Origin of the sequence: Streptomyces sp. NBC_01520, assembly GCF_045040375.1 — a bacterium.
GTDB lineage: Bacteria > Actinomycetota > Actinomycetes > Streptomycetales > Streptomycetaceae > Streptomyces.
The window spans coordinates 4,501,432-4,527,707 of sequence record NZ_CP109404.1 but is presented as its reverse complement, the minus strand read 5'-3'; the positions used below and the strand labels follow the sequence as shown (position 1 = coordinate 4,527,707).

The 26,276-nt window shown below is 71.4% G+C and carries 25 protein-coding genes and 1 riboswitch; of the genes, 14 read left to right on the top strand and 11 right to left on the bottom strand.

Annotated features, from left to right (window positions below; all coding sequences use genetic code 11):
* Positions 1-26 precede the first annotated feature (26 nt).
* Positions 27-1,325: a threonine synthase gene (gene thrC, locus OG524_RS20550; protein ID WP_405389394.1), complete on the bottom strand. Its 1,299-nt coding sequence runs from the start codon at positions 1,323-1,325 to the stop codon at positions 27-29.
* An 18-nt stretch (positions 1,326-1,343) separates the two neighbouring features.
* Positions 1,344-1,471: riboswitch (SAM riboswitch) on the bottom strand.
* Between the two features lie 153 nt (positions 1,472-1,624).
* On the opposite strand from thrC, the gene OG524_RS20545 reads away from it, so the two are divergent.
* Both OG524_RS20545 and OG524_RS20540 read left to right on the top strand, forming a co-directional pair.
* Positions 1,625-2,575 (top strand): glucosyl-3-phosphoglycerate synthase, encoded by a 951-nt coding sequence (locus OG524_RS20545; RefSeq protein ID WP_405393141.1) that lies wholly within the window; start codon positions 1,625-1,627, stop codon positions 2,573-2,575.
* Positions 2,576-2,631: 56 nt separating this feature from the next.
* Positions 2,632-4,008, top strand: coding sequence for a trehalose-6-phosphate synthase (locus OG524_RS20540; protein ID WP_405389395.1), 1,377 nt, complete (start codon positions 2,632-2,634; stop codon positions 4,006-4,008).
* Between the two features lie 25 nt (positions 4,009-4,033).
* Here OG524_RS20540 and otsB read toward each other — a convergent pair whose 3' ends face one another.
* From otsB to OG524_RS20525, 3 genes are all read right to left on the bottom strand, one after another.
* Positions 4,034-4,882 carry a trehalose-phosphatase gene (gene otsB / locus OG524_RS20535; RefSeq protein WP_405811455.1) on the bottom strand — a complete coding sequence of 283 codons (849 nt, stop codon included), beginning with the start codon at positions 4,880-4,882 and terminating at the stop codon, positions 4,034-4,036.
* Positions 4,883-5,062: 180 nt separating this feature from the next.
* Positions 5,063-5,305: a DUF3263 domain-containing protein gene (locus tag OG524_RS20530; protein ID WP_405389397.1), complete on the bottom strand. Its 243-nt coding sequence runs from the start codon at positions 5,303-5,305 to the stop codon at positions 5,063-5,065.
* Positions 5,306-5,315: 10 nt separating this feature from the next.
* Positions 5,316-6,533, bottom strand: a complete 1,218-nt coding sequence (locus OG524_RS20525; RefSeq protein WP_405393142.1) for an extracellular solute-binding protein — start codon at positions 6,531-6,533, stop codon at positions 5,316-5,318.
* A gap of 244 nt (positions 6,534-6,777) precedes the next feature.
* Between OG524_RS20525 and OG524_RS20520 the strand changes: the two genes are divergently transcribed.
* The 3 genes from OG524_RS20520 (at position 6,778) to OG524_RS20510 (ending at position 9,981) form a co-directional block, all read left to right on the top strand.
* Positions 6,778-7,710 carry an ROK family protein gene (locus OG524_RS20520; RefSeq protein ID WP_405389398.1) on the top strand — a complete coding sequence of 311 codons (933 nt, stop codon included), beginning with the start codon at positions 6,778-6,780 and terminating at the stop codon, positions 7,708-7,710.
* Positions 7,710-8,873 carry an N-acetylglucosamine-6-phosphate deacetylase gene (nagA, locus tag OG524_RS20515; protein ID WP_405389399.1) on the top strand — a complete coding sequence of 388 codons (1,164 nt, stop codon included), beginning with the start codon at positions 7,710-7,712 and terminating at the stop codon, positions 8,871-8,873. Before OG524_RS20520 ends, nagA begins: the two co-directional genes overlap by 1 nt.
* A gap of 160 nt (positions 8,874-9,033) precedes the next feature.
* Entirely contained in the window at positions 9,034-9,981 is a 948-nt protein-coding gene (locus OG524_RS20510) for a 1-phosphofructokinase family hexose kinase (protein WP_405811452.1), read from the top strand.
* A gap of 76 nt (positions 9,982-10,057) precedes the next feature.
* Here OG524_RS20510 and OG524_RS20505 read toward each other — a convergent pair whose 3' ends face one another.
* Positions 10,058-11,041 carry a carbohydrate-binding protein gene (locus OG524_RS20505; protein ID WP_405389401.1) on the bottom strand — a complete coding sequence of 328 codons (984 nt, stop codon included), beginning with the start codon at positions 11,039-11,041 and terminating at the stop codon, positions 10,058-10,060.
* Positions 11,042-11,173: 132 nt separating this feature from the next.
* Positions 11,174-12,826: a diguanylate cyclase CdgB gene (gene cdgB / locus OG524_RS20500; RefSeq protein ID WP_405389402.1), complete on the bottom strand. Its 1,653-nt coding sequence runs from the start codon at positions 12,824-12,826 to the stop codon at positions 11,174-11,176.
* Positions 12,827-13,205: 379 nt separating this feature from the next.
* Between cdgB and OG524_RS20495 the strand changes: the two genes are divergently transcribed.
* Genes OG524_RS20495 through OG524_RS20485 form a run of 3 tightly spaced genes read left to right on the top strand, consistent with a single transcriptional unit; the run spans position 13,206 to position 14,893 of the window.
* A complete protein-coding gene (locus OG524_RS20495; RefSeq protein WP_405389403.1) occupies positions 13,206-13,712 on the top strand; it encodes a flavin reductase family protein in 507 nt (168 codons plus the stop codon).
* A gap of 43 nt (positions 13,713-13,755) precedes the next feature.
* Positions 13,756-14,337 (top strand): sugar O-acetyltransferase, encoded by a 582-nt coding sequence (locus OG524_RS20490; protein ID WP_405389404.1) that lies wholly within the window; start codon positions 13,756-13,758, stop codon positions 14,335-14,337.
* Between the two features lie 10 nt (positions 14,338-14,347).
* Positions 14,348-14,893, top strand: a complete 546-nt coding sequence (locus tag OG524_RS20485) for a TetR/AcrR family transcriptional regulator (protein WP_405389405.1) — start codon at positions 14,348-14,350, stop codon at positions 14,891-14,893.
* Positions 14,894-15,107: 214 nt separating this feature from the next.
* Here the strand turns inward: OG524_RS20485 and arfB are convergent, their stop codons facing one another.
* Entirely contained in the window at positions 15,108-15,542 is a 435-nt protein-coding gene (gene arfB / locus OG524_RS20480) for an alternative ribosome rescue aminoacyl-tRNA hydrolase ArfB (RefSeq protein WP_405811448.1), read from the bottom strand.
* 172 nt (positions 15,543-15,714) lie between these two features.
* Here arfB and OG524_RS20475 point away from each other — a divergent pair, with 172 nt between their 5' ends.
* Together OG524_RS20475 and OG524_RS20470 are read left to right on the top strand one after the other, a co-directional pair.
* Positions 15,715-16,290: a TerD family protein gene (locus OG524_RS20475; protein ID WP_384501496.1), complete on the top strand. Its 576-nt coding sequence runs from the start codon at positions 15,715-15,717 to the stop codon at positions 16,288-16,290.
* Between the two features lie 271 nt (positions 16,291-16,561).
* Positions 16,562-18,151, top strand: coding sequence for a M4 family metallopeptidase (locus OG524_RS20470; RefSeq protein WP_405389406.1), 1,590 nt, complete (start codon positions 16,562-16,564; stop codon positions 18,149-18,151).
* A gap of 21 nt (positions 18,152-18,172) precedes the next feature.
* Here the strand turns inward: OG524_RS20470 and OG524_RS20465 are convergent, their stop codons facing one another.
* Complete coding sequence (locus tag OG524_RS20465) at positions 18,173-19,588, bottom strand: M1 family metallopeptidase (RefSeq protein WP_405811445.1); 1,416 nt, start codon at positions 19,586-19,588, stop codon at positions 18,173-18,175.
* A gap of 134 nt (positions 19,589-19,722) precedes the next feature.
* Here OG524_RS20465 and OG524_RS20460 point away from each other — a divergent pair, with 134 nt between their 5' ends.
* A complete protein-coding gene (locus OG524_RS20460; RefSeq protein WP_104787848.1) occupies positions 19,723-20,220 on the top strand; it encodes a hypothetical protein in 498 nt (165 codons plus the stop codon).
* A gap of 27 nt (positions 20,221-20,247) precedes the next feature.
* Here OG524_RS20460 and OG524_RS20455 read toward each other — a convergent pair whose 3' ends face one another.
* On the bottom strand, positions 20,248-20,958 hold the full coding sequence (locus tag OG524_RS20455) for a pentapeptide repeat-containing protein (RefSeq protein ID WP_405389408.1): 711 nt from the start codon (positions 20,956-20,958) through the stop codon (positions 20,248-20,250).
* Positions 20,959-21,058: 100 nt separating this feature from the next.
* On the opposite strand from OG524_RS20455, the gene OG524_RS20450 reads away from it, so the two are divergent.
* A complete protein-coding gene (locus tag OG524_RS20450; RefSeq protein ID WP_405389409.1) occupies positions 21,059-22,261 on the top strand; it encodes an NAD(P)-binding protein in 1,203 nt (400 codons plus the stop codon).
* Positions 22,262-22,304: 43 nt separating this feature from the next.
* Positions 22,305-23,306, top strand: a complete 1,002-nt coding sequence (locus OG524_RS20445; protein ID WP_405389410.1) for a zinc-binding dehydrogenase — start codon at positions 22,305-22,307, stop codon at positions 23,304-23,306.
* Between the two features lie 16 nt (positions 23,307-23,322).
* Here OG524_RS20445 and OG524_RS20440 read toward each other — a convergent pair whose 3' ends face one another.
* Both OG524_RS20440 and OG524_RS20435 read right to left on the bottom strand, forming a co-directional pair.
* The gene (locus OG524_RS20440) at positions 23,323-23,799 is read right to left on the bottom strand and encodes a GNAT family N-acetyltransferase (RefSeq protein ID WP_405389412.1); all 477 of its coding nucleotides are present in this window, start codon (positions 23,797-23,799) and stop codon (positions 23,323-23,325) included.
* Between the two features lie 40 nt (positions 23,800-23,839).
* Complete coding sequence (locus OG524_RS20435) at positions 23,840-24,748, bottom strand: aminoglycoside phosphotransferase family protein (protein WP_405389413.1); 909 nt, start codon at positions 24,746-24,748, stop codon at positions 23,840-23,842.
* A gap of 102 nt (positions 24,749-24,850) precedes the next feature.
* On the opposite strand from OG524_RS20435, the gene OG524_RS20430 reads away from it, so the two are divergent.
* Positions 24,851-26,251: an NAD(P)/FAD-dependent oxidoreductase gene (locus tag OG524_RS20430; RefSeq protein ID WP_405389414.1), complete on the top strand. Its 1,401-nt coding sequence runs from the start codon at positions 24,851-24,853 to the stop codon at positions 26,249-26,251.
* The last annotated feature ends 25 nt before the right edge of the window (positions 26,252-26,276 follow it).

The following is a 26,276-nucleotide window of genomic DNA, read 5'->3' as shown; positions in this document are numbered from 1 at the left end:
GGGTGCCTTCCTTCGGTCTCGGGTGGTCAGTTGGCGGCGGCGAGGCCGGCGGCGCGGAACGCCTCCAGGCTGGGCCGGATCGTGGCCGCCACACCGGTCGTCGGGGCGACGGCGTCCAGCGTCTTCAGACCGTCACCGGTGTTCAGCACGACGGTCGTCAGCGTCGGGTCCAGCAGACCGGCCTCGATCAGCTTCTTCGTCACGCCGACCGTCACACCGCCGGCGGTCTCCGCGAAGATGCCCTCGGTGCGGGCCAGCAGCTTGATCGCGTCGACGACCTGCTCGTCGTTCACGTCCTCCACGGCACCGCCGGTGCGCCGGGCGATGTCCAGGACGTACGGGCCGTCGGCCGGGTTCCCGATGGCCAGGGACTTGGCGATCGTGTTCGGCTTCTGCGGCCGGACGACGTCGTGGCCCGCCTTGAAGGCGGTGGAGACCGGGGAGCAGCCCTCGGCCTGCGCGCCGAAGATCTTGTACGGCTTGTCCTCGACCAGGCCGAGCTTGATCAGCTCCTGGAGGCCCTTGTCGATCTTCGTGAGCTGCGATCCGGACGCGATCGGGATGACGAGCTGGTCGGGCAGCTGCCAGCCGAGCTGCTCACAGATCTCGTACGCCAGGGTCTTGGAGCCCTCGCCGTAGTACGGCCGCAGGTTGACGTTGACGAAGCCCCAGCCCTCGCCGAGCGGATCGCCGATGAGTTCCGAGCAGAAGCGGTTGACGTCGTCGTAATTGCCCTCGATACCGACCAGTTCACCGCCGTACACCGCGGCCATGACGACCTTGCCCTGCTCCAGGTCGTGCGGGATGAACACGCAGGAGCGGAAGCCGGCGCGGGCCGCGGCGGCGCCCACCGCACCGGCGAGGTTGCCGGTGGAGGAGCAGGACAGGGTGGTGAATCCGAAGGCGCGGGCGGCCTCGACGGCGATCGCGACGACGCGGTCCTTGAAGGAGTGCGTCGGGTTGCCGGAGTCGTCCTTGACGTACAGGCCGCCGGTGACGCCCAGCTCACGGGCGAGGTTGTCGGCCTTGACCAGCTTCGTGAAGCCGGGGTTGATGTTGGGCTTGTCCGCGACATCGGAGGGAACCGGCAGCAGCGGCGCATACCGCCAGATGTTGTCCGGGCCTTCGGCGATGCGCTTCTTCAGCTCTTCGGGGGAGCCGCTCGGCAGGTCGTACGCCACTTCGAGCGGCCCGAAACAGGACGCACAGGCGAAAATGGGACCGAGCTCGAAACGCTCGCCGCATTCGCGGCAGGAAAGCGCTACGGCGGGACCGAGGTCCACGGCGGAAGAATTGTTGTTCGTTGCAACTGTCTGCACGGCCATGATGGCGGAGGCCCTTTCTCCTCATCTTCCTCGCGACGTATTTCGCCACAAGACGGAATTGGCACCTTCCCCACCGTGACCTCGCGGTCGGCAGGAGGGTTGCCGGGACTTCAACGGGCCGTTCCCTCAGTCCCTCTGGATGAGCGCTATGGCACCGGACCATTGATCCGGGCGTTTATTCGCGGACCGACCCCGACATGCGAGGGCCATCCGCGTTGTTCAAGACTGTAACCGAAGCCCCGGGCGATGGAGATAGTCGTCCGAACCGCGAGATGGATCACATACAGGGAGTATCGACCGTGCTGGAAGAGGTGGAACGCTGGCTGACCAGGCGTTCCTGGTCAGCCGCCGACCGCCCGCTCGAACGGCTCACGGCCGCCCGGGCGAGGGATCCGCACCGTGCGAGCGTGAGTGTCGTGCTGCCCGCGCTGAACGAGGAGGCGACGGTCGGCTCGATCGTCACGGAGATCAGACGCGAGCTCATGGAGAAGGTCAGGCTCGTCGACGAGCTGGTCGTGATCGACTCCGGCTCCACCGACGCCACCGCCGAGGTCGCCCGGCGGGCGGGCGCCCGCGTCGTGCACCGGGACGCGATACTCCCCTCGCTGCCCGCCGTCCCCGGCAAGGGCGAAGTGCTGTGGCGGTCACTGCTGGTGACCAGCGGGGAGATCGTCTGCTTCATCGACGCGGACCTGCGCGACTTCTCGGCGGACTTCGTGTCCGGGATCGTCGGCCCGCTGCTGACCGACCCCGAGGTCGAGTTCGTCAAGGCCATGTACGACCGCCCGTTGGGAGACACCGCAGGCCAGGGCGGCCGGGTCACCGAGCTCGTGGCACGCCCGCTGCTCAATCTGCACTGGCCGCAGCTGGCCGGCTTCGTCCAGCCCCTCGGCGGCGAATACGCGGTACGCCGCTCCCTGCTCGAACGGCTGCCCTTCCCCGTCGGTTACGGAGTGGAACTGGGCCTGCTCGTCGACGCCCTGCACACGGTGGGCCTGGACGCACTGGCCCAGGTCGACGTCGGCGTACGCAAACACCGCCACCAGGACGGCCAGGCGCTCGGCAGGATGGCCGCGGCGATCTACCGCACCGCGCAGCTGCGGCTCTCCCGGGGGCATCTGGTGCGGCCCTCGATCACCCAGTTCGAGCGGGGCGCGAACGGCTTCGTACCGCGCACCCACGCGGTGGACACCGAGGAGAGGCCGCCGATGCGTGAGATCGCGGAGTACGCGTCCCGGCACGCGGCGTAGCAAGGCGGGTCCTGCTTCACGTTTGGCGGCTTCCCGAACGGGCTAGGTTCGGGTACATGGTCTCCGAGCACGCTGCCCAGGTCCTCGTCGCGTCCAACCGCGGCCCGGTGTCGTACACCCTGCGTGAGGACGGCACGCTCGACTCGAAACGCGGCGGGGGCGGTCTCGTATCCGGCCTCAGCGCCGTCGAGGACAAGCTGTGGGTGTGCGCCGCGCTGGGCGACGGCGACCGCGAGGCAGTCCGGCAGGGCGTCTGTGAGCCCGGTGTCCGGATGCTCGACATCGACGCCGGGGTCCACGCCGACGCGTACAACGGCATCGCGAACTCGGTGCTGTGGTTCGTCCACCACATGATCTACCAGACGCCGGTGGAGCCCGTGTTCGACGCGGAGTTCCGCCGGCAGTGGGCCTCCTTCGAGGCGTACAACCGGGCCTTCGCCGAGGCGCTCGCCGAGGAGGCGGGCGTCGGCGCGGCGGTCCTGGTGCAGGACTACCACCTCTCGCTGGTGCCCGGCATCCTCCGAGAGCTCCGGCCCGACCTGCGGATCGGACACTTCTCGCACACCCCGTGGGCGCCGGTGGACTACTTCCGGCTGCTGCCCGACGACATCGGCGAGCAGCTGCTGCGCGGCATCCTGGGTGCCGACCGGGCCGCGTTCCTGACCCGTCGCTGGGCGGACGCGTTCATCTCCTGCTGCACGGAGATCCTCGGCGGCACCGGCCACACCCGGATCGGGGTGCACGGGCTGGGCGCCGACGCGGACTTCCTGCGCCGCCGCGCCCACGAGGCGGACGTGGACGCGCGGATGGAGACGCTGCGGGAGCAGGTGGGCGCCGGGCGGAGGACGATCGTGCGGGTGGACCGCACGGAGCTCTCCAAGAACATCGTGCGCGGCCTGCACGCCTACCGGGCGCTGCTGGAGGAGCGTCCCGAGTGGCGCGAGCGGGTGGTGCACGTGGCGTTCGCCTACCCCTCCCGGCAGGACCTCGCGGTGTACCGCGACTACACGGCGGAGGTCCAGCGGGTCGCCGACGGGATCAACGAGCAGTACGGCACCCCGGACTGGACCCCGGTCCTGCTGCACGTCGACGACGACTTCGCGCGCTCGCTGGCGGCGTACCGGCTGGCGGACGTGGCGCTGGTCAACCCGATCCGCGACGGCATGAACCTGGTCGCCAAGGAGGTCCCCGTCGTCTCCGACGAGGGCTGCGCACTGGTCCTCTCCCGGGAGGCGGGGGCGTACGAGGAGCTGGGCGAGGACGCGATCGTGGTCAATCCGTACGACGTGTCGGCCACGGCGGCGGCCCTGCACGAGGCGCTGACGATGGACCGCGACGAGCGGGGCGCCCGGACGAAGCGCCTTGCCGCCGCTGCGACTTCGCTGCCGCCGCAGCGGTGGTTCCTGGACCAGCTCGACGCGCTGCGGGGCTAGGGGCGCGCCTCCCGCGCGCCGGGGGTTACGGCTGTCGCAGGTGCTGGGCGAGGGTGGCCAGCAGGTCCACCACCGCTGCGGGGCCCGGCAGCAACAGGTCGGCGCGCTCCGCGAGTTCGGGAACCTCGGTGCCGCTGCAGACCAGCAGGCCCGCGGTGCCGTTGGTGCGGAGCTTCTCCACCGCGGCGTACGCGGCGAGGTCACCCAGGTCGTCGCCCGCGTACAGGACGGACTCGGCACCGGTCTCCCGTACGTACTCCGCGAGCGCGACACCCTTGTCCATGCCCGGCGGGCGCAACTCCAGGACCAGGCGGCCCGGTTCGACGATCAGGCCGTGCCGGGCGGCGAGGTCTCCGAGCGGGCCGCGCAGGGCGTCGAAGGCGGCCTGCGGTGCGGACGCGCGGCGGGTGTGCACGGCGACCGCCCGCCCCTTCTCCTCGATCCAGGTGCCGCTGCCCGCCCCCGTCCCCTCCAGCACCGCGGGCAGCTCCGTCAGGGCGGCCGCGACACCGGGGTGCGGTTCGGGGGCGTGCACGGTGCCGGTGACGGCGTCCCAGCGTTCGGCGCCGTAGTGCCCGAGGACGACGAGGTGGTCCAGGCCCGGCACCCCGGCGAAGCCGCCGTAGCGGACCGCGACAGCGGCGGGGCGGCCGGTGACCACGGCGACGGAGGCGACCCGCGGTGCGAGCGCGGAGAGGGCCGGGACGGCGCCCGGGTGGGCGCGGGAGTCTTCCGGGTCGGGGACGATCTCGGCGAGCGTGCCGTCGAAGTCCAGCGCGACGACGGCCCGGTCGGGCCGGGCGAGCAGCGCGACGAGGCCTTCGCGGCCGGCCTGGGTGGACGGGATCGGGAGGGGGTGCTCCGGGTTACCCATGCGGGCGAGCGTATCCGGCGGGCCGGCGCCCCGCGCGGCTTCCGGCCGCCACGGTGGTGCGGAGCGGGCCCGTCCGGGGGCGAGGACAGCCCTGGATTCACGTACCGCAGGACCCCGGACACGCGCACCTCAGGATCTCCGGGGCGTCCGCCGTCCGCCCGGCGCGCGGCCGGTTCCGCCTCAGCGGCGGCCCCGCCTCGCGTCCCGGACCCGGCGGAGGCGGTTCACCGTCACCGGGTCCTCCTCCAGCGCGCGCCGGTCGTCGAGGAGGGCGTTGAGGAGCTGGTAGTAGCGGACCGGGGAGATGCCCAGCTGCTCCCGGATCGCCCGTTCCTTCGCGCCGGGGCCGGACCAGGAGCGCCGCTCGACGGCGAGTACCGCGCGTTCCTGGTCGGAGAGCGGGGCGGCGGGGTCGGCGGTCATATCAACCAACCTACTCCGCGTTCTCGGCCTGCCGCGCCCGCTCCGAGATCCCCCCGAGCACGCTCTCCGGGTTGCCGTTCGGCTCGACGGCGTCGCCGATCCTCTCCTTGATCGACTCGCTGGCCTGCGCCCAGGAGGTCTTGCCGAACGGGTACAGCGTGGAGTTCGGCAGCGCCGACAGGAACTCGTGCAGCGACTCGTACTTCCCGTCGGACTCCATCGCCAGGGACGCGCTGCCGGTGACCGGGAGCAGGTCGTACCGGTCGGCGAAGTCCATGACGTTGTCGTCCGTGTACGCGAAGTCGAGGAACCTGCCGATCTCCTCGCGGTGGCCGTTCTGCTTGAAGCCCATCATCCAGTCGGCCACGCCCATCGAGCCCTTGGTCGGCCCCTCGTGCCCGGGCAGCGGCACCATGCCGACGTCGATGCCCTTCTGCTCCGCTTCCTGCATCAGCGTCGGGTGGCCGTTGAGCATGCCCACATCGCCCTTGGTGAACGCGTCGAACGCCTTTGCCCGGTCGAGCTCGCCGGGGGCGACGGGCCCGGTGAGGCCCTTGCCCACGAGGTCGTTCTTCAGCCAGGTGAACGTCGCGACGTTGGCCGGGGAGTCGATGTCGTAGTTGCCGGTTTCGTCCGTGTAGCCGCCGCCCCCGCTGAGCATCCACATCAGGGTCTCGGCCTGGGACTCCTCGGGGCCGAGCGGCAGGGCGAAGGGGTACGTCACGCCACGCCGCTTCAGGGCGGCGGCGTCGCTCTGGATGTCGGCCCAGGTCTGCGGGGCGTCGATCCCCGCCTCGGAGAACAGTCCCTTGTTGTAGAAGAGCAGCCGGGTGCTGGCCACGAACGGCAGTCCGTAGAGGCTGCCGTCGACCTTGCCCGCGTCACTGAGCGAGGGCAGGAAGTTGGACTCGGTGCGGATCGCGAGCATGTCGTCGGAGGTGTAGAGCTTGCCCGCCTTGGCGTAGTCGGCGTACGCCCCGATCTGCGCGATGTCGGGGGCCTCGCCGGCCTTCACCATGGCCGCGACCTCGCGGTCGACGTCCTTCCAGGAGTAGACCTCGACATCGACCTCGATACCGGGGTTGGCCTTCTCGAACTTCCCGGCGACCTCGCCCCAGTACTTCTCGGAGCTGCTCGCCGCGTCGGTCCCGTAGTCGGCCGCGACCAGCTTCAGGGTGACGTCCCCCGAACCGCTCTCGCTCCCACAGCCCGACAACGTTGCCGTCATGCCGAGTGCGGCTATCGCCGCGGTCAGACCCACAAAGCGCCGCTGCACAGCCCTGTTCACCCCTACGTCAGTTCCTACCGGTCACGGTCCGTCGTTGACCGGTGATCCTGCCTCCCGACCCGCCGGAGGTCTACACCACCGCCGTATCGATTCGGCAATCTAGCAGGGTCGTTTTGTATGCATGCTCAACAAACCACGATAGTGGACTAGACCTTTTAGGGGTCGGCGGGCGAAACTGTCTTCCGTGAGACACGTCATCGCCCTCGATGTGGGCGGCACAGGAATGAAGGCCGCACTGGTCGGGGCCGACGGCACCCTGCTCCATGAGGCGCGCCGGGCCACCGGCAGGGAGCGCGGGCCCGAAGCCGTCGTGGAGACCGTCCTCGGCTTCGCCGCGGATCTCCAGGCCCACGGCAGGGAACGGTTCGGCGAAGGCGCGGTCGCCGCCGGGGTCGCCGTGCCCGGGATCATCGACGCGGAGCACGGGATCGCGGTCTACGCCGCCAACCTGGGCTGGCGCGACGTGCCCCTGCGGACACTCATCGGCGAGCGGCTCGGCGGCATACCCGTCGCACTCGGCCACGACGTCAGGACCGGCGGCCTCGCCGAAGGACGGATCGGCGCCGGCAAGGGAGCCGACCGCTTCCTGTTCGTGCCGCTGGGCACCGGCATCGCCGGCGCCATCGGCATCGCGGGCAGCATCGAGGCCGGGGCCCACGGGTACGCGGGCGAGATCGGCCATGTCGTGGTCCGGCCGGACGGCCCGGACTGCGGATGCGGTCAGCGCGGCTGCCTGGAGACCCTCGCCTCCGCGTCCGCGGTGTCCCGGGCCTGGGCCGCCGCGTCCGGGGACCCGGACGCCGACGCCGCGGACTGCGCGAAGGCCGTCGAATCGGGCGACCCCGCGGCACTGCGCGTCTGGGCGGACGCCGTCGACGCGCTCGCCGCCGGACTGGTCACCGCGCTCACCTTGCTGGACCCCCGCACGCTCATCATCGGTGGCGGTCTGGCCGAGGCAGGGGAAACCTTGTTCACACCACTGCGTGCGGCTGTCGAGGAACGGGTCACGTTCCAGAAGCTGCCTCACATCGTCCCGGCGGCCCTCGGGGACACCGCCGGATGCCTGGGCGCAGGGCTGCTCGCCTGGGATCTTCTCTCCACGGAGGTATCCGCCTGATGGCCGGACGCGCAGACAGCACAGTTCTCGCAGGTGCCCGGGTGGTGCTGCCCACCGGGACCGTCGAGGACGGCCGGGTGATCATCGAGGGCACCCGAATCGCCGGCAGTACGCGGGAGGGCGCCCGGACCGTCGACCTTTCGGGCCACTGGGTGGTCCCCGGTTTCGTCGACATGCACAACCACGGCGGTGGCGGCGCCTCCTTCGCCACCGGCACCGCCGAGGACGTCCTCACCGGCGCCCGGGTGCACCGCGAGCACGGCACCACGACCGTCGTCGCCTCGACCGTCACCGGCGACATGGACTTCCTGGCCCGGCAGGCCGGAATGCTCTCCGAACTGGTGGAGCAGGGCGAGATCGCAGGCGTCCACTTCGAGGGACCCTTCATCTCCCCGTGCCGCAAGGGCGCCCACAGCGAACAACTGCTCCGCCACCCCGACCCCGCCGAGGTCCGCAAGCTGCTCGACGCGGCACGCGGCACCGCGAAGATGGTCACCCTCGCCACCGAACTGCCCGGCGGCATCGAGTCCGTACGGCTGCTCGCCGAGCACGGGGTCATCGCGGCCGTCGGGCACACGGACGCGACGTACGAGCAGACCGTCGAGGCCATCGAGGCGGGCGCCACCGTCGCCACGCACCTCTTCAACGCGATGCCCGCGCTCGGCCACCGGGCGCCCGGCCCGATCGCGGCCCTCCTGGAGGACGAGCGGATCACCGTCGAGCTGATCAACGACGGCACGCATCTGCACCCCGCCGCCCTGGAGATGGCCTACCACCACGCCGGCGCCGACCGCGTCGCGCTGATCACCGACGCCATGGACGCGGCCGGGGTCGGCGACGGCCGCTACCAGCTCGGCCCGCTCGCCGTCGAGGTCAAGGAGGGCGTCGCCCGCCTGGTCGAGGGCGGCTCCATCGCGGGCTCCACCCTCACCCTGGACACCGCGTTCCGCAGGGCCGTGACGATCGACCGCATCCCCGTCGACGACGTCGTACGGTCCATCTCCGCCAACCCGGCCCGGCTGCTCGGCCTGTACGACAGGGTCGGCTCGCTGGACCCGGGCAAGGACGCCGACCTGGTGGTCCTGGACGCGGACTTCGCGATCAGGGGCGTCATGCGGCGGGGCGAGTGGATCGTCGAGCCGTCCCTCGCACGGACCGGCTGAAGGCGTCATCCTGTTGACGGCACGTTGAACACGTAACGAAGAGACGGCGGTTGTCCCGGAGGACTGGGACGGCCGCCACCTCTTTGACATGATCGCCCGGGCAGCGCCCGGCGGAGACGGCGCACAGGACGGACGACCAGGGAACCGGAGGCAGGCGCGGGTGATACTCACCGTCACGCTGAACACGGCACTCGACCTGACGTACACCGTCCCCGCCCTCGTCCCGCACACCAGCCACCGGATCAGCGAGATGTCCGAACGCCCCGGCGGCAAGGGCGTCAACGTGGCCCGGGTGCTCTCCGCGCTGGGGCACGACACCGTGGTCACCGGCTTCGCCGGGGGCGCCACCGGAGCCGTCCTGCGCGACCTGCTCGGGACACTCCCCCGCCACGCCACCGACGCACCGCTCACCGACGCGCTCGTCACCGTCGCCGGGAACACCCGCCGCACCACGGCCGTCGTGGACCGCACCAGCGGCGACACCACCCAGCTCAACGAACCCGGACCGCACATCGGCTCCGACGAATGGGCCGCCTTCCTGCGGACGTACGGCGAACTGCTCCCCGGAGCCGCCGCGGTCGCCCTCTGCGGAAGCCTGCCGCCCGGCATACACGTCGGCGCGTACGCGGAACTGATCCGCCTCGCCCGCGCGGCCGGCGTCCCGACGCTCCTGGACACCAGCGGCGAACCGCTGCGCCGCGGCATCGCCGCCCGCCCCGACCTCGTCAAGCCGAACGCCGACGAACTCGCCCGGCTCACCGGCGCCCGCGAACCCCTGCGCGCGACCCGTGACGCCCGCCGCCGGGGCGCCCACAGCGTCGTCGCGTCCCTGGGCGCGGACGGACTGCTCGCCGTCACCCCGGACGGCACCTGGCGGGCCGCACCACCGGCGCCGGTACGCGGCAACCCGACCGGCGCGGGCGACTCCGCCGTCGCCGGACTGCTGTCCGGACTCGCGGAGAAGCTGGACTGGCCGGCCCGGCTGGCCCGCGCGGTGGCCCTCTCGACGGCGACCGTGATGGCCCCGGCGGCCGGTGAGTTCGACCGCGCGGCCTACACGAACCTGCTGCCCCGCGTCACCGTCGAACAGCAGGCCTCCGCGGCCTGAGCGGCCCCGGAGACACCACGTCCCGGCTCGCACGGGGCGAGAACCGGGACGATGGTGGCGTACTGCTCGTCAGCTACTACTTGACGTGACCCGACTTCAGCGACAGCTGGTCCAGGTTGGCGTCGCACTGGTCGCCCTCGAGGCACGACAGCGTGAGCGTGTTCGACCCCTCGTTCAGCTGGACGTACGCGAACGTGTTCGTCCAGCCCTTCTCCAGATCGCCCTCCGCCGCGTGCGCGAAGTTCTTCATGTTGATGGAGCGGGGATCCTCGTCGTTGACCGTGAGGGACGTCTTGGCGTCCTTGCCGGGCACGCCGTACGTCACGAAGAGCGTGTACGGGCCGCTCGCGGGCACATCGACCGTCCAGGAGGCCGACCGGCCGACCTCGTTGAGGCTGATGTACTGGCCGTTCGCGCTCTTCGCGCCCTTGACCGAGTTGTCCAGCGCCGCCGAGCCGCCGAGCGTCAGCGTCGCCGCGTCCTGCTTGGGCAGGTCGACCGGCTCCTTGGACGCCTCGGAGGACTTCTCGGGCTTCGGCGACTCCTCGACCTCGCCCGCGGGACCGGCCGACGTACCGGCCTCGTCCTTCTTCTTGTCCTTGGCGTCGTCGTCCGTCATCAGGGCCGCACCGATACCGATGAGCACCACCGCGACCACGGCGACCGCCGCGATCAGCAGCGCCTTGGTGTTGGGACCGCCCCGGCCGGAACCCGAACCCCTGCCGCCGTGCGGCGGGACCGGGCCGGTGGGCGCGCCACCGGGGTAGGTCTCGGGCGCCGCGTACTGCGGGTTCGGACGGCCGTACTGCCCGCCCTGCTGCGGCGGGGGCTGCTGGCCGTAGGCCTGCTGCTGCGGCGGAACCTGCCCGTACTGGCGTTCGCCGACGGTCCGCACCTGGTTGTAGGACGTTCTGGGTACGCCGGGCTGCGCGACGGGGCCGGGGTAGCCGTAGCCGCCCTGGCCGGGCGGCTGGGCGCCTGCCGCCCGCCCGTCCTCGTACAGGTAGCCGAACGGATCGTCGTCCTCGGGCTTGCTCGCGCCGTTGTTTCCGGCCGTCATCCCTGGGTCACTCCTCACCATGTCGCCAGCCGTCGCCGACCGGCCGAGCCTACCCCGAACGGAGCACGCGTCGAATTGCCCTCGGCCCACCCGGAATCCGGGCGTGGTACGGGGACTGCCGGGGTGTGAACGTCAGCCGGCTCGGCGGTGAACCTTCGACCTGGACCGCTTCTCCACGTACATCCGCTGGTCGGCGGAGCGCAGGACCTCTTCCACGGTCATCCCGCACTCGGCCCAGCCGATACCGAAACTCGCCCCGACCCTGACAGCCCGGCCGTCCACCCGGATGGGCGGAATGATGGCATTACGCAAGCGTACGGCCAGGTCTGCGGCATCCGCCGCCCCCAGACCGTCCGCGAGGACGACGAATTCGTCACCCCCGAGCCGTGCGACGGTGTCCCCGTCGCGCACACAGGTGGTGAGCCGCCGGGCGACCTCGATGAGAACCGCGTCACCCGTGTGATGTCCGAAACGGTCGTTGATGGACTTGAAGCCGTCCAGGTCGCAGAAGAGCACCGCCAGGCCCTTCGCCCCGTCGTCGCGCTCCATGTCGGGGGCCACGACGTGCACGTGGTGGTCGTACGGGCCGACACCCGGGACCGCGTCCGCCTCGTAGCCGTCGGCGCGGTACGCGTGCGACGCCTCCATGTCCCCGTACGCCGCGTCGAGCGCCTCTATCGCGGTGGTGGCGACGGCGGAGTGGGGCCTCTCACACAGCCGGGCGCTGAGGCGGGCGCGCAACTCGGCGCTGTTGGGCAGGCCGGTGAGCGCGTCGTGCGAGGCGCGGTGCGCGAGATGGAGCTCGTTGCGCTTGCGCTCCTCGATGTCCTCGACGTGCGTGAGCAGGAATCGCGGACCGTCGGCGGTGTCCGCGACGACGGAGTTGCGCAGCGAGACCCAGAGGTAGGTGCCGTCCCTGCGCCCCAGCCGCAGCTCCGCCCGGCCGCCCTCGGCGGAGGTGCGGAGCAGTGTGCCGATGTCCTCGGGGTGGACGAGATCGGCGAAGGAGTAGCGGCGCAGCACGGAGGCGGGGCGGTCCAGGAGGCGGCAGAGCGCATCGTTGGTGCGCAGCAGCCTGCCGCGCTGGTCGCCGCCCATCTCGGCGATGGCCATGCCGCTGGGGGCGTACTCGAAGGCCTGGCGGAAGGATTCCTCGCTGGCCCGCAGCGCCTGCTGTTCCCGTTCGAGTCTGACCAGGGCGCGCTGCATATTTGCTCGAAGCCGTGCGTTACTGATCGCAATGGCTGCCTGGGAGGCGTACATCTGCAGGGCTTCCCGGCCCCAGGCACCGGGCCGGCGGCCGTTGCGCGGCCGGTCGACGGAAAGGACGCCCAAAAGGTCCAGACCTCCACCGGAGGCGTACATGGGGGCGTAGAGGCGGTCCAGGGGGTGCCACTCGTCCTCGAAGCGCGGCTCCGGACCCTCGGTGTGCCACTGCGGTACGTCGTCGTCGAGGAGGACCCAGCCCTCGGTGTGCGGTATGAAGCGGAGTCCGTCCCAGGCCTCGCCCATGGCCAGCCTGCGATCCCAGGAGTCGCGGGAGCCGACACGGCCGGTGATCAGGGCTTCCGCGGCGGCGTTCCCCGCGAAGGCGGCGACGACGAGGTCACCGTCGGGGCGGACCAGATTCACGCAGCCCAGCTCGTAGCCGAGGCCGGTGACGATGCCGTCGGCCACGGTCTGCAGCGTGTCCGCCAGACTGCGCGCCGTATTGAGGTCGGCGACGGCCTGGTGCAACTGCCGCATGGTCGCAAGGCGGACGTACGGCTCCGACTCGGCCTCCATCGCTCGCACTCCCCGAGACCTCGACAGCAACTCCAGGTTTCATATCGACGTACTTATTGCAGTGTCACGCTCACTGAATCACAGTGAGCTGTGCACCCGGTACACAGGGTCAACAAATATTGCTCTCTGTGACTCAAGTCACAACAGATGGTGAAGAGGCCGCAGTTGCCCCGCGTGGCCTGTCGTCCTTTTCTGTTCGCAAATCCGCCATCGCGCACACCGCCCGGCCACCCGTGCGCGGACCCTGGTCCGGGAGTCCTAGGACCCGGCTGGTCCCTCGGCCCGATGCGACGGCGCGGCGTCCGGCGCTAGCGTGCCCGGTGTGCTGCAAAAGACTCCTGCCACCCCGCACCCCGAAGCCGTCCCCCATGCTGAGGGGGTGAGCAACGACGAATTCCGCGCCGCCCTCGCCCGCCTGGCCGCGGGCGTGGTGCTGATCACCGCCCAGGAACCGCCGCTCGACGAGCACGGGCGCGGCGAGGACGTCGGCATGACGGCGACCGCCTTCGTCTCGGTGTCCCTGGACCCGCCGCTGGTCATGGTGAGCCTGCGCAACGACTCACGGATGGACGACCTGCTGGCCGAGCAGCCGCTGTGGGCGGTGTCCGTGCTGACGGAGAGCCAGCGGCAGATCGCCGGCCGCTTCGCCATGAAGGGCCGGATCAGCGACCGGCTGCTGTTCGAGGACGTCCCCTACATACGCGGGGAGATGACGAGCGCACCACTCATCGGCGGGGCGCTCGCCACGCTGGAGTGCCGCACCGAGCAGCGGGTCCTGGCCGGCGACCACACGCTGGTGATCGGACGGGTGCTGACCGCGTCGCTGCCCAGCGCGGACGGCGAACCACTGGCGTACTTCAAGGGCCGCTACCGCCGGCTGGGATGAGCGAGCGTACGACCGTACACTTCAAGGACGTACGATCGTACGCATGGCTACGGACCACTTCGCCGACGACCCGCGCACGAACCTGGAGCGGATGCTCGCGGGTGACCTCTACATCGCGGACGACCCCGAGATCGCCCGGCTCCAGCAGCACGCGATGCGGCTGGCCGCCCGCTACCAGGCCGCCTACGTCGAGGACGCGGGCACGGCCCGGCCGCTGCTCGCCGAGCTGCTCGGCTCCGTGGGCGAGGGCGTCGACGTGCGGCCGCCGCTCGCCGTCGACTACGGCAGCAACATCACCGTCGGGGCGCGCACCTTCGTCAACTACAACCTGACGGCGCTCGACGTCGCGGCGATCACCATCGGTGAGGACTGCCAGATCGGCCCGAACGTCCAGCTGCTCACACCCACCCACCCGGTGGAGCCGCAGCCCCGGCGGGACAAGCTGGAGGCCGCGCGCCCGATCACCATCGGCGACAACGTCTGGCTCGGCGGCGGCGTCATCGTGTGCCCAGGGGTGACGATCGGCGACAACTCGGTCATCGGCGCCGGTGCGGTGGTCACGAAGGACATCCCCGCGAACGTCGTCGCCGTCGGCAATCCCGCCCGGCCCGTGCGCGAGATCTGACGGCGCCCGCATGGCCACCGGACAGACCGACCCCCGACGGCGCGAACGGATCCTCGCCGCCGCGCTCGACCTCGTCGCCGAGGAGGGCGTGGCGGGTGTGTCCCACCGCAAGATCGCCGTCCGCGCCGACGTGCCGCTGGGCTCGATGACGTACCACTTCACCGGCATCGACGACCTGCTGGGCGAAGCCTTCACGGGGTTCGCCGACCACATCGTGGCCGTCTTCGACCTCCACCTCGGCCGCGCCGGGAGCCCCGGGCAGGCCCGCGAGGCCGTCACCGACCTCATCCACACGCTCTCCGAAGGGCCCCGCCGCGACCTGGTCCTCACCCAGGAGCTCTACACCCTCGCCGCCCGTCGCCCGGAGTACCGGAAGCTGACCCAGGCGTGGATGCGGCGCAGCCGCGACCTCCTCGAACAGCACTTCGACGCCACCACGGCCCGGCAACTGGACGCGCTCATCGAGGGGCTGACCCTGCACCGCGCCCTGGACGAGGCACCTCATGACCGTGAGCTGACGCGCCTGGCGGTCGCCCGGCTCACCGCCGCGGCGTAGCAGCCCCACAGCAGCCCGTGGGGTGCGGACCTGACCCCGCAACCGCACGGGCCTCGGGGCGCGGGGGCTTCCTGCGGCCTTGGGGTGCGGGGGCTTCCGGCGGGCCTCGGGGTGCGGGCGCTTCCCGCGAACTCGGGGCGCGGAGGCTTCCGGCAAGCTCGGGATGCGGGCGCTTCCCGCAGGCCTCGGGCCGCAGTCCGCGCGCGGGGTCGGCCTACCAGTCGCGGCCGGAGCGGCCGCGCTTCGTGTCGCCGCGCTGCTTCTTCTCACGCAGTCGGCGCTCGTTGATGCCCCGCGGGATCTTCTTCTTGAGGCGCGGCTTCGGCGGCGGCGCCGTGGCCTCCGCCAGAAGGGCGGCCAGCCGCACGGCGGCCGTCTCGCGGTTGCGCCACTGGGAGCGGTGCTCCGAGGCGCGTACCGCCACGACACCGCTCACCAGCCGGCTCGCGAGGCGGTCCAGCGCCCGCGCCTTCCAGACCTCGGGCAGCGCCTCGGTCGCCGCGAGGTCGAAGCGGAGCTCCACCTGGGAGTCGCTGGTGTTGACGTGCTGCCCGCCGGGCCCGGAGGACCTGGAGAAACGCCACATGAGCTCGGCCTCCGGCAGGGAGACCGAACCACGGATGACATAGGGCCCGGACATGACACCCATGTTCCCTGCCCCGCAGCCCGTTCGTCACCTTCTTTTGCGAGCGTTCGGCCAGAAGTTCGGTAAAGAAAGTAAAGCGAGCAGGAACCTCGTGGTCCACTGCCTGCGTTATGACAGGTGACGGTAGCTTTCGTGATGGCACGAAGCCCGCACACGACGAGGAAAGGGACTTCCCATGGCAGTAAGCCTGTCCAAGGGCGGCAACGTCTCGCTCACCAAGGAGGCACCGGGCCTGACCGCCGTCACGGTCGGCCTCGGCTGGGACGTCCGCACCACCACCGGAACCGACTTCGACCTCGACGCCTCGGCGATCGCGGTCAACACGGCCGGCAAGGTCTACTCCGACGGCCACTTCGTCTTCTTCAACAACAAGGCGACGCCGGACCAGACCATCGTCCACACCGGTGACAACGTCACGGGCCAGGGCGAGGGCGACGACGAGCAGATCAACGTCAACCTGGCGGGCCTCCCGGCGGACATCGACAAGATCGTCTTCCCGGTCTCCATCTACGACGCCGAGACCCGCAGCCAGAACTTCGGCCAGGTCCGCAACGCGTTCATCCGCATCATCAACCAGGCCGGCGGCACCGAGCTCGCCCGCTACGACCTGAGCGAGGACGCCGCCACCGAGACCGCCATGGTCTTCGGCGAGCTCTACCGCAACGGCGCCGAGTGGAAGTTCCGCGCGGTCGGCCAGGGCTACGCCTCGGGCCTGCGCGGCATCGCGCAGGACTTCGGCGTCAACCTCTGACGCGAACGGTCCGTACACGGGAGCCCCCGGCCGACTCTTCGGCCGGGGGCTCCCGTGTGTCATGACAGCGCCCGGTCCGACGCCCCGTCACCTGCCAACCCGCCTCACGTCACCCCGCGAATTCGTCACACATAGCGGACACGGTCGCATCCCATTCGGACAAGAACTGGTCAAAAACTTGTGAGGCAATTGTCAGCACACCGTCAAATTTGCTCATTCGGTGGCACGCTCTCCGCTCGTAACCCCCCACAGGACGAGCAACGGAGAAGGCATGACCCCCCACATGAACACCCGTCGCGCCGCTGCCCTGGCCGCAGTTGCCGCGATGGTCGTCGTCGGAGTGCAGAGCGGGACGGCCACGGCCGGTCCCAACACCCCCGGCGACAACGCCTCTTCCACCCGCACGGCCCCCGGTGCGGCCACGCTCGGCGTGAACACCGCCGGGCAGCGCACCACCGCCCTCCGCTCCGCACAGACCCGCGCCGCGGCGGCAGCCGAGACCCTCGGTCTGGGCAGCCAGGAGAAGCTGATCGTCCGTGACGTGATCAAGGACGCCAACGGCACCGTGCACACCCGCTACGAGCGCACCTACGCCGGACTGCCGGTCCTCGGCGGCGACCTCGTCACCCACACCGCGTCCGACGGCGAACTCAAGGGCGTCGACAAGGCCACCGAGGCCCGCATCACCGTCCCCTCCACCCAGCCGGAGGTGAAGACGGCCGCGAGCGCCCGCAAGGTCGTCTGGGCGGGCAACGGCAAGCCCGTCCTCGCCTTCGAGACCGTGAAGACCGGTGTGCAGAAGGACGGCACACCCAGCGAGCTGCACACCGTCACCGACGCCGTCACCGGCAAGAAGCTGCACAGCTACGAGGGCATCGAGACCGGCACCGGCAATAGCCAGTACAGCGGCGAGGTCAGCCTGACGACCACCGAGGGCGGCTCGGGCTTCGAGCTGACCGACGGCGACCGCGGCGGCCACAGGACGTACGACCTCGACCAGGGCGAGACCGGCACCGGCGACCTCGTCACCGACGCCGACGACACCTGGGGCGACGGCACCGGCGACGACCGCCAGACCGCCGCCGTCGACGCCCACTACGGCGCCGCGAAGACCTGGGACTTCTACAAGACCGAGCTCGGCCGCGACGGCATAGCCGGCGACGGCAAGGCCGCGTACTCCCGGGTCCACTACGGCGACGCGTACGTCAACGCCTTCTGGGACGACAGCTGCTTCTGCATGACGTACGGCGACGGCGCCGACAACAAGAGCGCCCTCACCGCGATCGACGTAGCCGGCCACGAGATGAGCCACGGCCTCACCGCCGCCACGGCCAACCTCGACTACTCCGGCGAGTCCGGCGGACTCAACGAGGCGACCAGCGACATCTTCGGCACCTCCGTCGAGTTCTTCGCCGACAACAGCACCGACGCCGGTGACTACCTCATCGGCGAGAAGATCGACATCAACGGCGACGGCAGCCCGCTGCGCTACATGGACAAGCCCAGCAAGGACGGTGGCTCGGCGGACTACTGGGACGCCGAGGTCGGCGACCTGGACGTCCACTACTCCTCCGGCGTCGCCAACCACTTCTTCTACCTGCTGGCCGAGGGCAGCGGCGCGAAGACCGTCAACGGCGTCGACTACGACTCCCCGACCGCCGACGGCTCGACGGTTACCGGCATCGGCCGCCAGAAGGCCTACCAGATCTGGTACAAGGCGCTCTCCGTCTACATGACGTCGAGCACCGACTACGCAGGGGCGCGCACGGCGACCGAGAAGGCCGCGACCGACCTGTTCGGGGCGGACAGCGCCGAACTCGCCGCCGTCGACGCCGCCTGGACCGGAGTCAACGTGAAGTAACCCGCACGGAACGGGAGCCGGTCAGCCACGCGCGGGCCGGCTCCCGCCGTTGAGCCAGGTGTCCCACAACTCCGTCAGATCAAGGCCGGACTCCCGCTCCACGTACGCGGTGAAGTCGTCCGTCGACGCGTTGCCGTGCCGATGCGCCTTCAGCCAGCCCCTGACGAGGCCGAAGAAGGCGTCGTCGTCGCCCATCTCCTCCCGGATCCGGTGGACGACCATCGCCCCGCGCCCGTACACCGGAGGCTCGGACAGGTCGGCGGCGCCCGGCGGACGGCCCGGTGGAAACGCCCAGTTCGCCCCGTCCTCGTACGCCTCGTCGAAGAGCTCCCGCACCGTGGCGTCCCCGTGGTCCTCGCTCCAGAGCCACTCCGCGTACGTCGCGAAGCCCTCGTTGAGCCACATGTCCTGCCAGCTCGCCGGCGTGACGGAATTGCCGAACCACTGGTGGGCCAGCTCGTGGACGAGCAGGCCGACATCGGGCGGGCCGGGGAAGAAGGGCCGGTTCTGGGTCTCCAGGGCGTACCCCGCGTCCTCGCCCAGGCCGACGATCGCCCCGGTCGACGCGAAGGGGTACGGGCCGAACATCCGCACCCCCCACTCCATGACCTCCGGAATGCGGGCCGGCACCACGGCGCCCGGCCCGGCCGCCTCCGGATCGACCGCGGTCACCACCGGCAGGCCGTCCGGGGTGACGTCGTGCCTCAGCGTGTAGCGGCCGACCGCGACGGTCGCGAGGTAGCTCGCCATGGGTTCGCGGGTACGCCAGTGGAACACCGTGCGCCCACTGGCCGTGCGACGGGACGTCAGCTCCCCGTTGGAGACGGCGGTCTGCCCGTCGGGGACGGAGATCCGGACGTCGTACGAGGCCTTGTCGCCCGGGTGATGGTTCCCGGGGAACCAGGCCGGGGAACCGGCGGGCTCCCCGAGCGCGACCGCCCCGTGCTCCGTCCTGAGCCAGCCCTCCTGGGACCCGTCCGCATCGGTGACGGTCCGCGGGGCACCGGAGTAGCGGACGACGGTGCGGAAGGTCCGGCCCGTGCGGAGGCGGTCCTCGACGTCGTCGTCCGGCCGCAGCGTCAGCTCCCCGCCCGCCCGGTTCACGGAGGCCGGCCGCCCCTCGACGGTCGCCGACCGGACATCGAGCCCGGTGAGATCCAGGTTGAACGCACTGAGGTCCTGGGTGGCCCGGGCGGTGATCACCGCCGTGCCCCGCAGCCGCCCCGCCGCGGTGTCCACGTCGAGGTCCAGGTCGTAGTGCGTGACGTCGTAGCCGCCGTTGCCGAGCCGGGGGAAGTACGGATCGCGCACACCGGCGGCACCCGGAGTGCCCACGACCCCGCCCCGGCCCGCCGTACAGGCGGTGGCGAGGGTGAACACGGCGAGCAGCAGGGCTGCGCCGGGCACGGTGCGGCGTGCCGCTGTTCGCTGATCCACACCGGCGATCCTATGTACGCGAGCGGAGTGCCGGGCGGCGGGGAAACGGCCACCACCGGACCACCGCGGCCCGGGCGGCGGCCGAGCCGTCCCGCCCGGCGCGGTCCGCTCACCGGGCATGACACCATCGAGCCGTGCTCGACATCGGCTACTCCCTCTCCCGGCGCTTCCCGGACCCCCCGCAGACCGACTACCGCCGCGCGGACGTCCACGCCCTGCGGCACGATCTGTTCTCCGGCGACGTCTACCTCGCCGACACCAAGGCGGACCGCGAAGTATCCACAGCCTGGGGATGGGTTCCCGTCCTCGACTTCGCCTGGGCACTCTGCGACATCGTCGAGCAGATCGACCGGGACCCCCGCGGCAACCGCTCGCACCGCCGGCAGTACGCCGAGCTGGACTTCACCGAATCCTCCGACCGCATGCTCTTCGAGCGCCGCTTCGGCTGGGTGGACGTCGAAGCCGACTGGATGCCGGGCGACGAGCCCCCGCTCACCTTCAGCCACTCCCTCCTGCGCCGCGAGGCCCGCGACTTCCTGCACGACCTGATCGCCGACCTGGCCGACATGCACGAAGGCCTCGCCGACAACCCCGTCGTCTGGGACCTCCAGGCCCGCTTCCCCCGCCTCTGAGCACGCCCCACCACCCCCGGCCCCGGCTCACATCTCCACCCGCACCCCGATCTGCGCCGCGAACGCCGGAGCCAGCTCCATCAGCTGGGACGGACTGATCACCGCCCCGGCGAGCCGCTCCACCCCCCGCGCGATGTCGAGCTCGGCCACCGTCCGCAGATCGACCGAATCCATCCGGACAGCACTGAAGTCGGCCCGCTTCAGCACACAGTCACGGAACTCCACCCGCGTCAGCTGCGCCTCCCCGAAGTCCGGCTCCGACAGCACACAGCTCTCGAACACGACGTCCTTCAGCCGCGCCTTGCGCAGATTCAGGTAGTCGATCTTCCCGCCCCGGACGAGCACCCGCTCCAGCACCGCCCCGTGCAACTGCACCCCGCCCAGCCGCGCGTCCACCACCTCGACGTCCCGCAGCGACGCCCCCGCGAGATCCGTACCCACGCCCCGCACACCCGTCAGCACCGAGTCGATGAACCGGGCCCGCACCAGCTCCGTACGGTCCAGGGCGCATCCCCGCAGCTCACAGTCCATGAAGCGCGCACCGGGACCCGACGCGTCCGCGAGGTCCGTCTCCTCGAAGCACACACCGTCGTAGTCCCCGTCCGGCTCCAGCCCCTCCCCGTCGTACGCGATGAGCGAGGGCAGCCGGACCTCCGGCCTGCGCACCCGCGCCACCGTGTCCTTCGCGCCCCTGCCACCCCTGCCGCCCGTGTTGCCTCTGCCTGCCATGCCCCCCATCGTGACGCACACCACCGACAACGCCCGGATCCGATGTCACAGAACCACCCCGCCCGGCCGTCCCCCTGCACACAAGCGCCCACCGCGAGGAGACACAGCCATGCAGCGCATCCACATCGTCGGCAGCGGCCTCGCCGGACTGGCCGCGGCCGTCACCGCCGCCGAGTCGCGGGCCCCCGTCACCCTGTACGAGGCCCACCACACCCTCGGCGGACGGGCCAGGACCGCCGAAGGCCCCTACCTCACCAACGAGGGGCCCCACGCCCTCTACCGCCGCGGACCCCACTGGGCCTGGCTCGAACGGCGCAACCTGCTCGGGCCGATCGCCTCCGTGCCGCCCCTCCAAGGCGCCCGCTTCCTCTTCCGCCGCGACGGCGTACTGCGCAGGACCCCGCCCCTCGCCCTGCTCCGCCTCGCCCGCCGCAGCGCCCGCACCGCCCCCGTCGGCACCGACTTCCACAGCTGGGCCACCGCACAGGCCGGCGAGGAGGGCGCCCGCGCGGCCGCCCACTACATGGGCGTGGCGCTCTTCCACCACGACCCCGGATCGCTCTCCGCCGCCTTCGTCCAGGAACGGCTCCGCCGCGCCACCGCCCTGCCTCCCGAGGCCCGCTACCCCGTCGGCGGCTGGGCGCAGATCGTCGAACGGATGGCCACCCGGGCCTGGAACCTCGGCGTACGCATCGAAACGGCCGAACGCGTCGGCACCGGCGCCCTCCAGGACCTCGCACGCAGCGGCCCGGTGATCGTCGCCACCCACCTCGCCGCCGCCCGCACCCTCCTCGACGACCCCGCCCTGACCTGGGACAGCGGCCGGGCCGCCCTGATCGACCTGGCCGTACGGACCCGGCGCGGCGACCCGTTCGTCCTCTCCGACCTCGACACCCCCGGCTGGATCGAACGCTTCACCGCCCAGGACCCGACCCTCGCCCCCCGGGGTGAACAGCTCGTCCAGGGCCAGATCCCCCTCGCCCCCGACACCCCGCGCGCCGACGCCCTCCACCGGGCCGAAGAACTCCTCGACCTCGGCTTCCCCGGCTGGCGCGACCGCACCACCTGGCGCCGCGACTCCCTCGCCTCCGGCCGCACCGGCGCCGTCGACATGCCCGGCACCACCTGGCGCGACCGCCCCGCCATCGACCGCGGCGACGGAATCCTCCTCGCCGGTGACCAGGTCGCCGCACCCGGCCTCCTCAGCGAGGTCTCCTTCAACAGCGGCATCGAGGCGGCCACCCGGGCCCTCGCCCTGATCGGGAGGACGGCACGGCCCACCGGCCCCGGCCTTGACCTCAAGCGCTCTTGAGGTCAGAGAGTGGGCCCCACGCCACCACCCAGGGGAGCCCACCATGCACGCCATCCGCCTCCACGCCTTCGGCCCCGCCGAGAACCTCACGTACGAACGCACCGACGACCCCGTACCCGCCCCCGGCCAGGTCAGGATCGCCGTCGCCGCAGCCGGCGTGCACCTCCTCGACACCGCCCTGCGCGAAGGCATGACCGGCCCCTACCCCGCCCCCGCCGAACTGCCCACCATCCCCGGCCGCGAGATCGCCGGAACCGTCGAATCCCTCGGCGACGGCACCGACCCCGACTGGCTCGGCCGCCACGTCGTCGCCCACATCGGCATGGCACCCGGGGGCTACGCCGAACTCACCGTCGTCGACGCCGACAAGCTCCACCCGATCCCCGACGGGCTCGACGCGGCCACCGCCGTCGCCATGATCGGCACCGGCCGCACCACCCTGGGCATCCTCCGGTTCACCGACCTCGGCCCCGAATCCGTCGCCGTCGTCCCCGCGGCGGCAGGCGGAATCGGCACCCTCCTCGTCCAGTACGCCAAGAACGCCGGAGCCACCGTCATCGGCCTCGCGGGCGGACCCGGCAAGGTCGCCCGCGTCACCGCGAACGGCGCCGACCTCGCCGTCGACTACACCCGCCCCGACTGGCCCCGCACGGCCCGCGCCCACCTGGACACCCTCGGCCGCGACGCCACCGTCGTCTACGACTCCGTCGGCGGGACGACCGCCCGCGCAGCGGTCGACCTGCTCGGCACGGGCGGACAGCACATCGTCTTCGGCTGGTCGGGCCAAGGACTCCACGACGGACAGCCACTCACCTTCACCGACGAGGAACTCGCCGCCCGCGGCATCACATCCCGGAACGTCCTCGGCCCCGTCATGATCGAGAAGGCCGGCAGCCTCCGGGCCCTGGAAACCCTGGCCCTCACCGAAGCCGCCGCAGGACGGCTCCGCCCCGCCGTCCAGCGCTACCCGCTCGCCGAAGCGGCCGCCGCCCACCGCGCACTCGAAACCCGCGGCACGACAGGCAAAGTCGTCCTGATCCCCTGACCCGCCGGTCGCCCGCTCAACGCCCCCCGAGCCCGGCCAGCGCCCCGTCCGTCAGCCGGTACACCGTCCACTCGTCCTGAGGACGCGCACCCAACGACTCGTAGAACGCGATGGACGGGGCGTTCCAGTCCAGCACCGACCACTCCAGACGCCCGTATCCCCGCTCCACACAGATCCGCGCCAGCTCCGCCAGCAACGCCTTCCCGTGCCCGCCACCACGCCGCTCCGGACGCACGTACAGATCCTCCAGATACACCCCGTGCACCCCGCGCCACGTCGAGAAGTTCAGGAACCACAGCGCGAACCCGACCACCTCACCGTCCTCGTCGGACACCGCGATGTGCGCGTACGCCGCGGGCCGCTCCCCGAACAGCGCCTCACGCAACTGCTCCTCCGTGGCGTTGGCCTCGTCCAGGGCCTTCTCGTACTCGGCCAGCTCACGGACCATGGCGTGGATGGCGGGGACATCAGCGGCAGTAGCTCGACGAATCATGGGGCAAGCGTAGACACATGGCCCCGGACGCCTCCACGCGTCACCCACGCCCCAGCAACCGCCGGGCGATCTCCGCATGATCCGGCGACAACCGCCGGCCCGCGCCGCGGATCCACAGCCCGTTCTGCAGCACCCGCCCCAACGTCCAGGCCCTCGCCCGCTCCCGGTCCAGCCCCAGCGCCCCGGTCAGCACATCGAACCGCCACAGCACGTCCGACGCGTCGAACCGGTTGTCCAGCGCCGGGAACAGCTCGAACCCCGGATCCCCCGCCAAAGGCTTCGGATCCAGCACGACCCACTCCCCCGCCCGTCCCTCCCGCGCACATCCGGCCAGGATGTTGTCGTAGTGCAGGTCCCAGTGCAGCAACCGGTCCCCAGGCTCCCCCGACACCTCCCGCACCGCCGCCGCACAGTCCAGCAGCAGCCGCCGCTCCCCCTCGTCCGCCAACGCCCGGGACGCCTCCGGCGCGGCCTCCAGCATCCGCGCGGTCATGTCCCCCAGCCGCCGCATCCCCTCCGGGGCCGGTACGGCCACCAGCCGGGCCGACAACTCCGCCAGCACCCGCACCGCCTCCCGCACATCCGCCACCCCCGTCAACGGACGCCGCTCGTCCAGCCGCTCCAGCAGCATCGCCCCGGTGACCCCGTCGTACTCCAGCAGCCCCACCACACCCGCGCCCGCCTCACCCCAGACCCGCAGCGCGACCGGCTCACCCACCGTCTCCTCATCCACCTCCTGCAGCTTCAACGCCGCGCGACGGCCGTCCGCCACCCGCACCACGGGAAGCACCAGCGCACACATCCCGTGCAGCGCCGGCCCGTCCCGCCGCAGCCCCCACTCCTCCAGAAACCGCCCGGCGAGCCCCGGCAGCACGGCGACGAACGCCCGCCCGGCCGCACCCCTCAACTCCGACTGTGTCGCGACAAGACCCTCAGGAACCTCGATCACACCCCGAGCCTAGAAGCCCACCGCACGACGAAACCCCCGGTCGCGCAGTAACGTCCCCTCTGCGACTCACGACTCAGCTGCACACGGACAAGCAGGGGACACATGAGCACCGTCAGCACCGTCAACGGCGGCATATCGTTCTGGTACGCGCACGAGGGCACGCCCGCCCCCCGCGAACCCCTGCCCGGCGACTCCACCGCAGACGTCTGCATCGTCGGCGGCGGCTACACCGGACTCTGGACGGCGTACTACCTCAAGAAGGCAGTACCCTTCCTCAACATCACTGTCCTGGAAGCCAAGTTCTGCGGCTACGGCGCCTCCGGCCGCAACGGCGGCTGGCTCTACAACGGCATCGCCGGCCGCGCCCGCTACGCGAAACTCCACGGCCACGACGCCGCCGTACGCCTCCAGCAGGCCATGAACGACACCGTCGGCGAAGTCATCCGCACCGCCGCCGACGAGAACATCGACGCCGACATCCACCACGGCGGCGTCCTCGAGATCGCCCGCACCCCCGCCCAGCTCGCCCGCCTCAAGGACTTCCACTCCGTCGAGATCGCCTTCGGCGAGACCGAACGCGTCCTGCGCGGCGCGCGCGAGACCGCTGAACGCATCCGCGTCACCGGCGCCGTCGGCTCCAGCTGGACCCCGCACGGCGCCCGCCTGCACCCCGCCAAACTCGTCAAAGGGCTCGCCGACACCGTCGAAGCACTCGGCGTCACCATCCACGAGTCCACACCCGTCACCGAGATCAAGCCCAAGCACGCCATCACCCCGTACGGCACCGTCCGCGCGCCCTACGTCCTGCGCTGCACCGAGGGTTTCACCGCGGGTCTCAAGGGCCACGGACGTACCTGGCTCCCCATGAACTCCTCCATGATCGTCACCGAGCCCCTCCCCCAGTCCCTCTGGAACACCATCGGCTGGGACGGCCGCGAAACCCTCGGCGACATGGCCCACGCCTACATGTACGCCCAGCGCACCGCCGACAACCGCATCGCCCTCGGCGGACGGGGCATCCCCTACCGCTACGGCTCGGCCACCGACAACGACGGACGCACCCAGCCCGCCACCGTCGAAGCCCTCCGCGACCTCCTCGTCCGCTTCTTCCCCACCACCGCAGGCACCCGCATCGACCACGCCTGGTCCGGCGTACTCGGCGTCCCCCGCGACTGGTGCGCCACCGTCACCCTGGACCGCTCGACCGGCCTCGGCTGGGCCGGCGGCTACGTCGGCTCCGGCGTCGCCACCGCCAACCTCGCCGCCCGCACCCTCCGCGACCTCATCCAGCAGGACTCCGGCCAGGCCGGCCCCACCGACCTGACCACCCTCCCCTGGGTCAACCACAGGGTCCGCCGCTGGGAACCGGAACCCCTCCGCTGGCTCGGCGTCCACACCCTCTACGCGGCCTACCGCACCGCCGACCGCCGCGAGGCCACCTCCCCGCACGCGGAAACGGACCGCATCGCGAAGGCGGCGGACCGGATCTCGGGACGGCACTGAGAAGACCCGCCCCTCCCCCTACGCC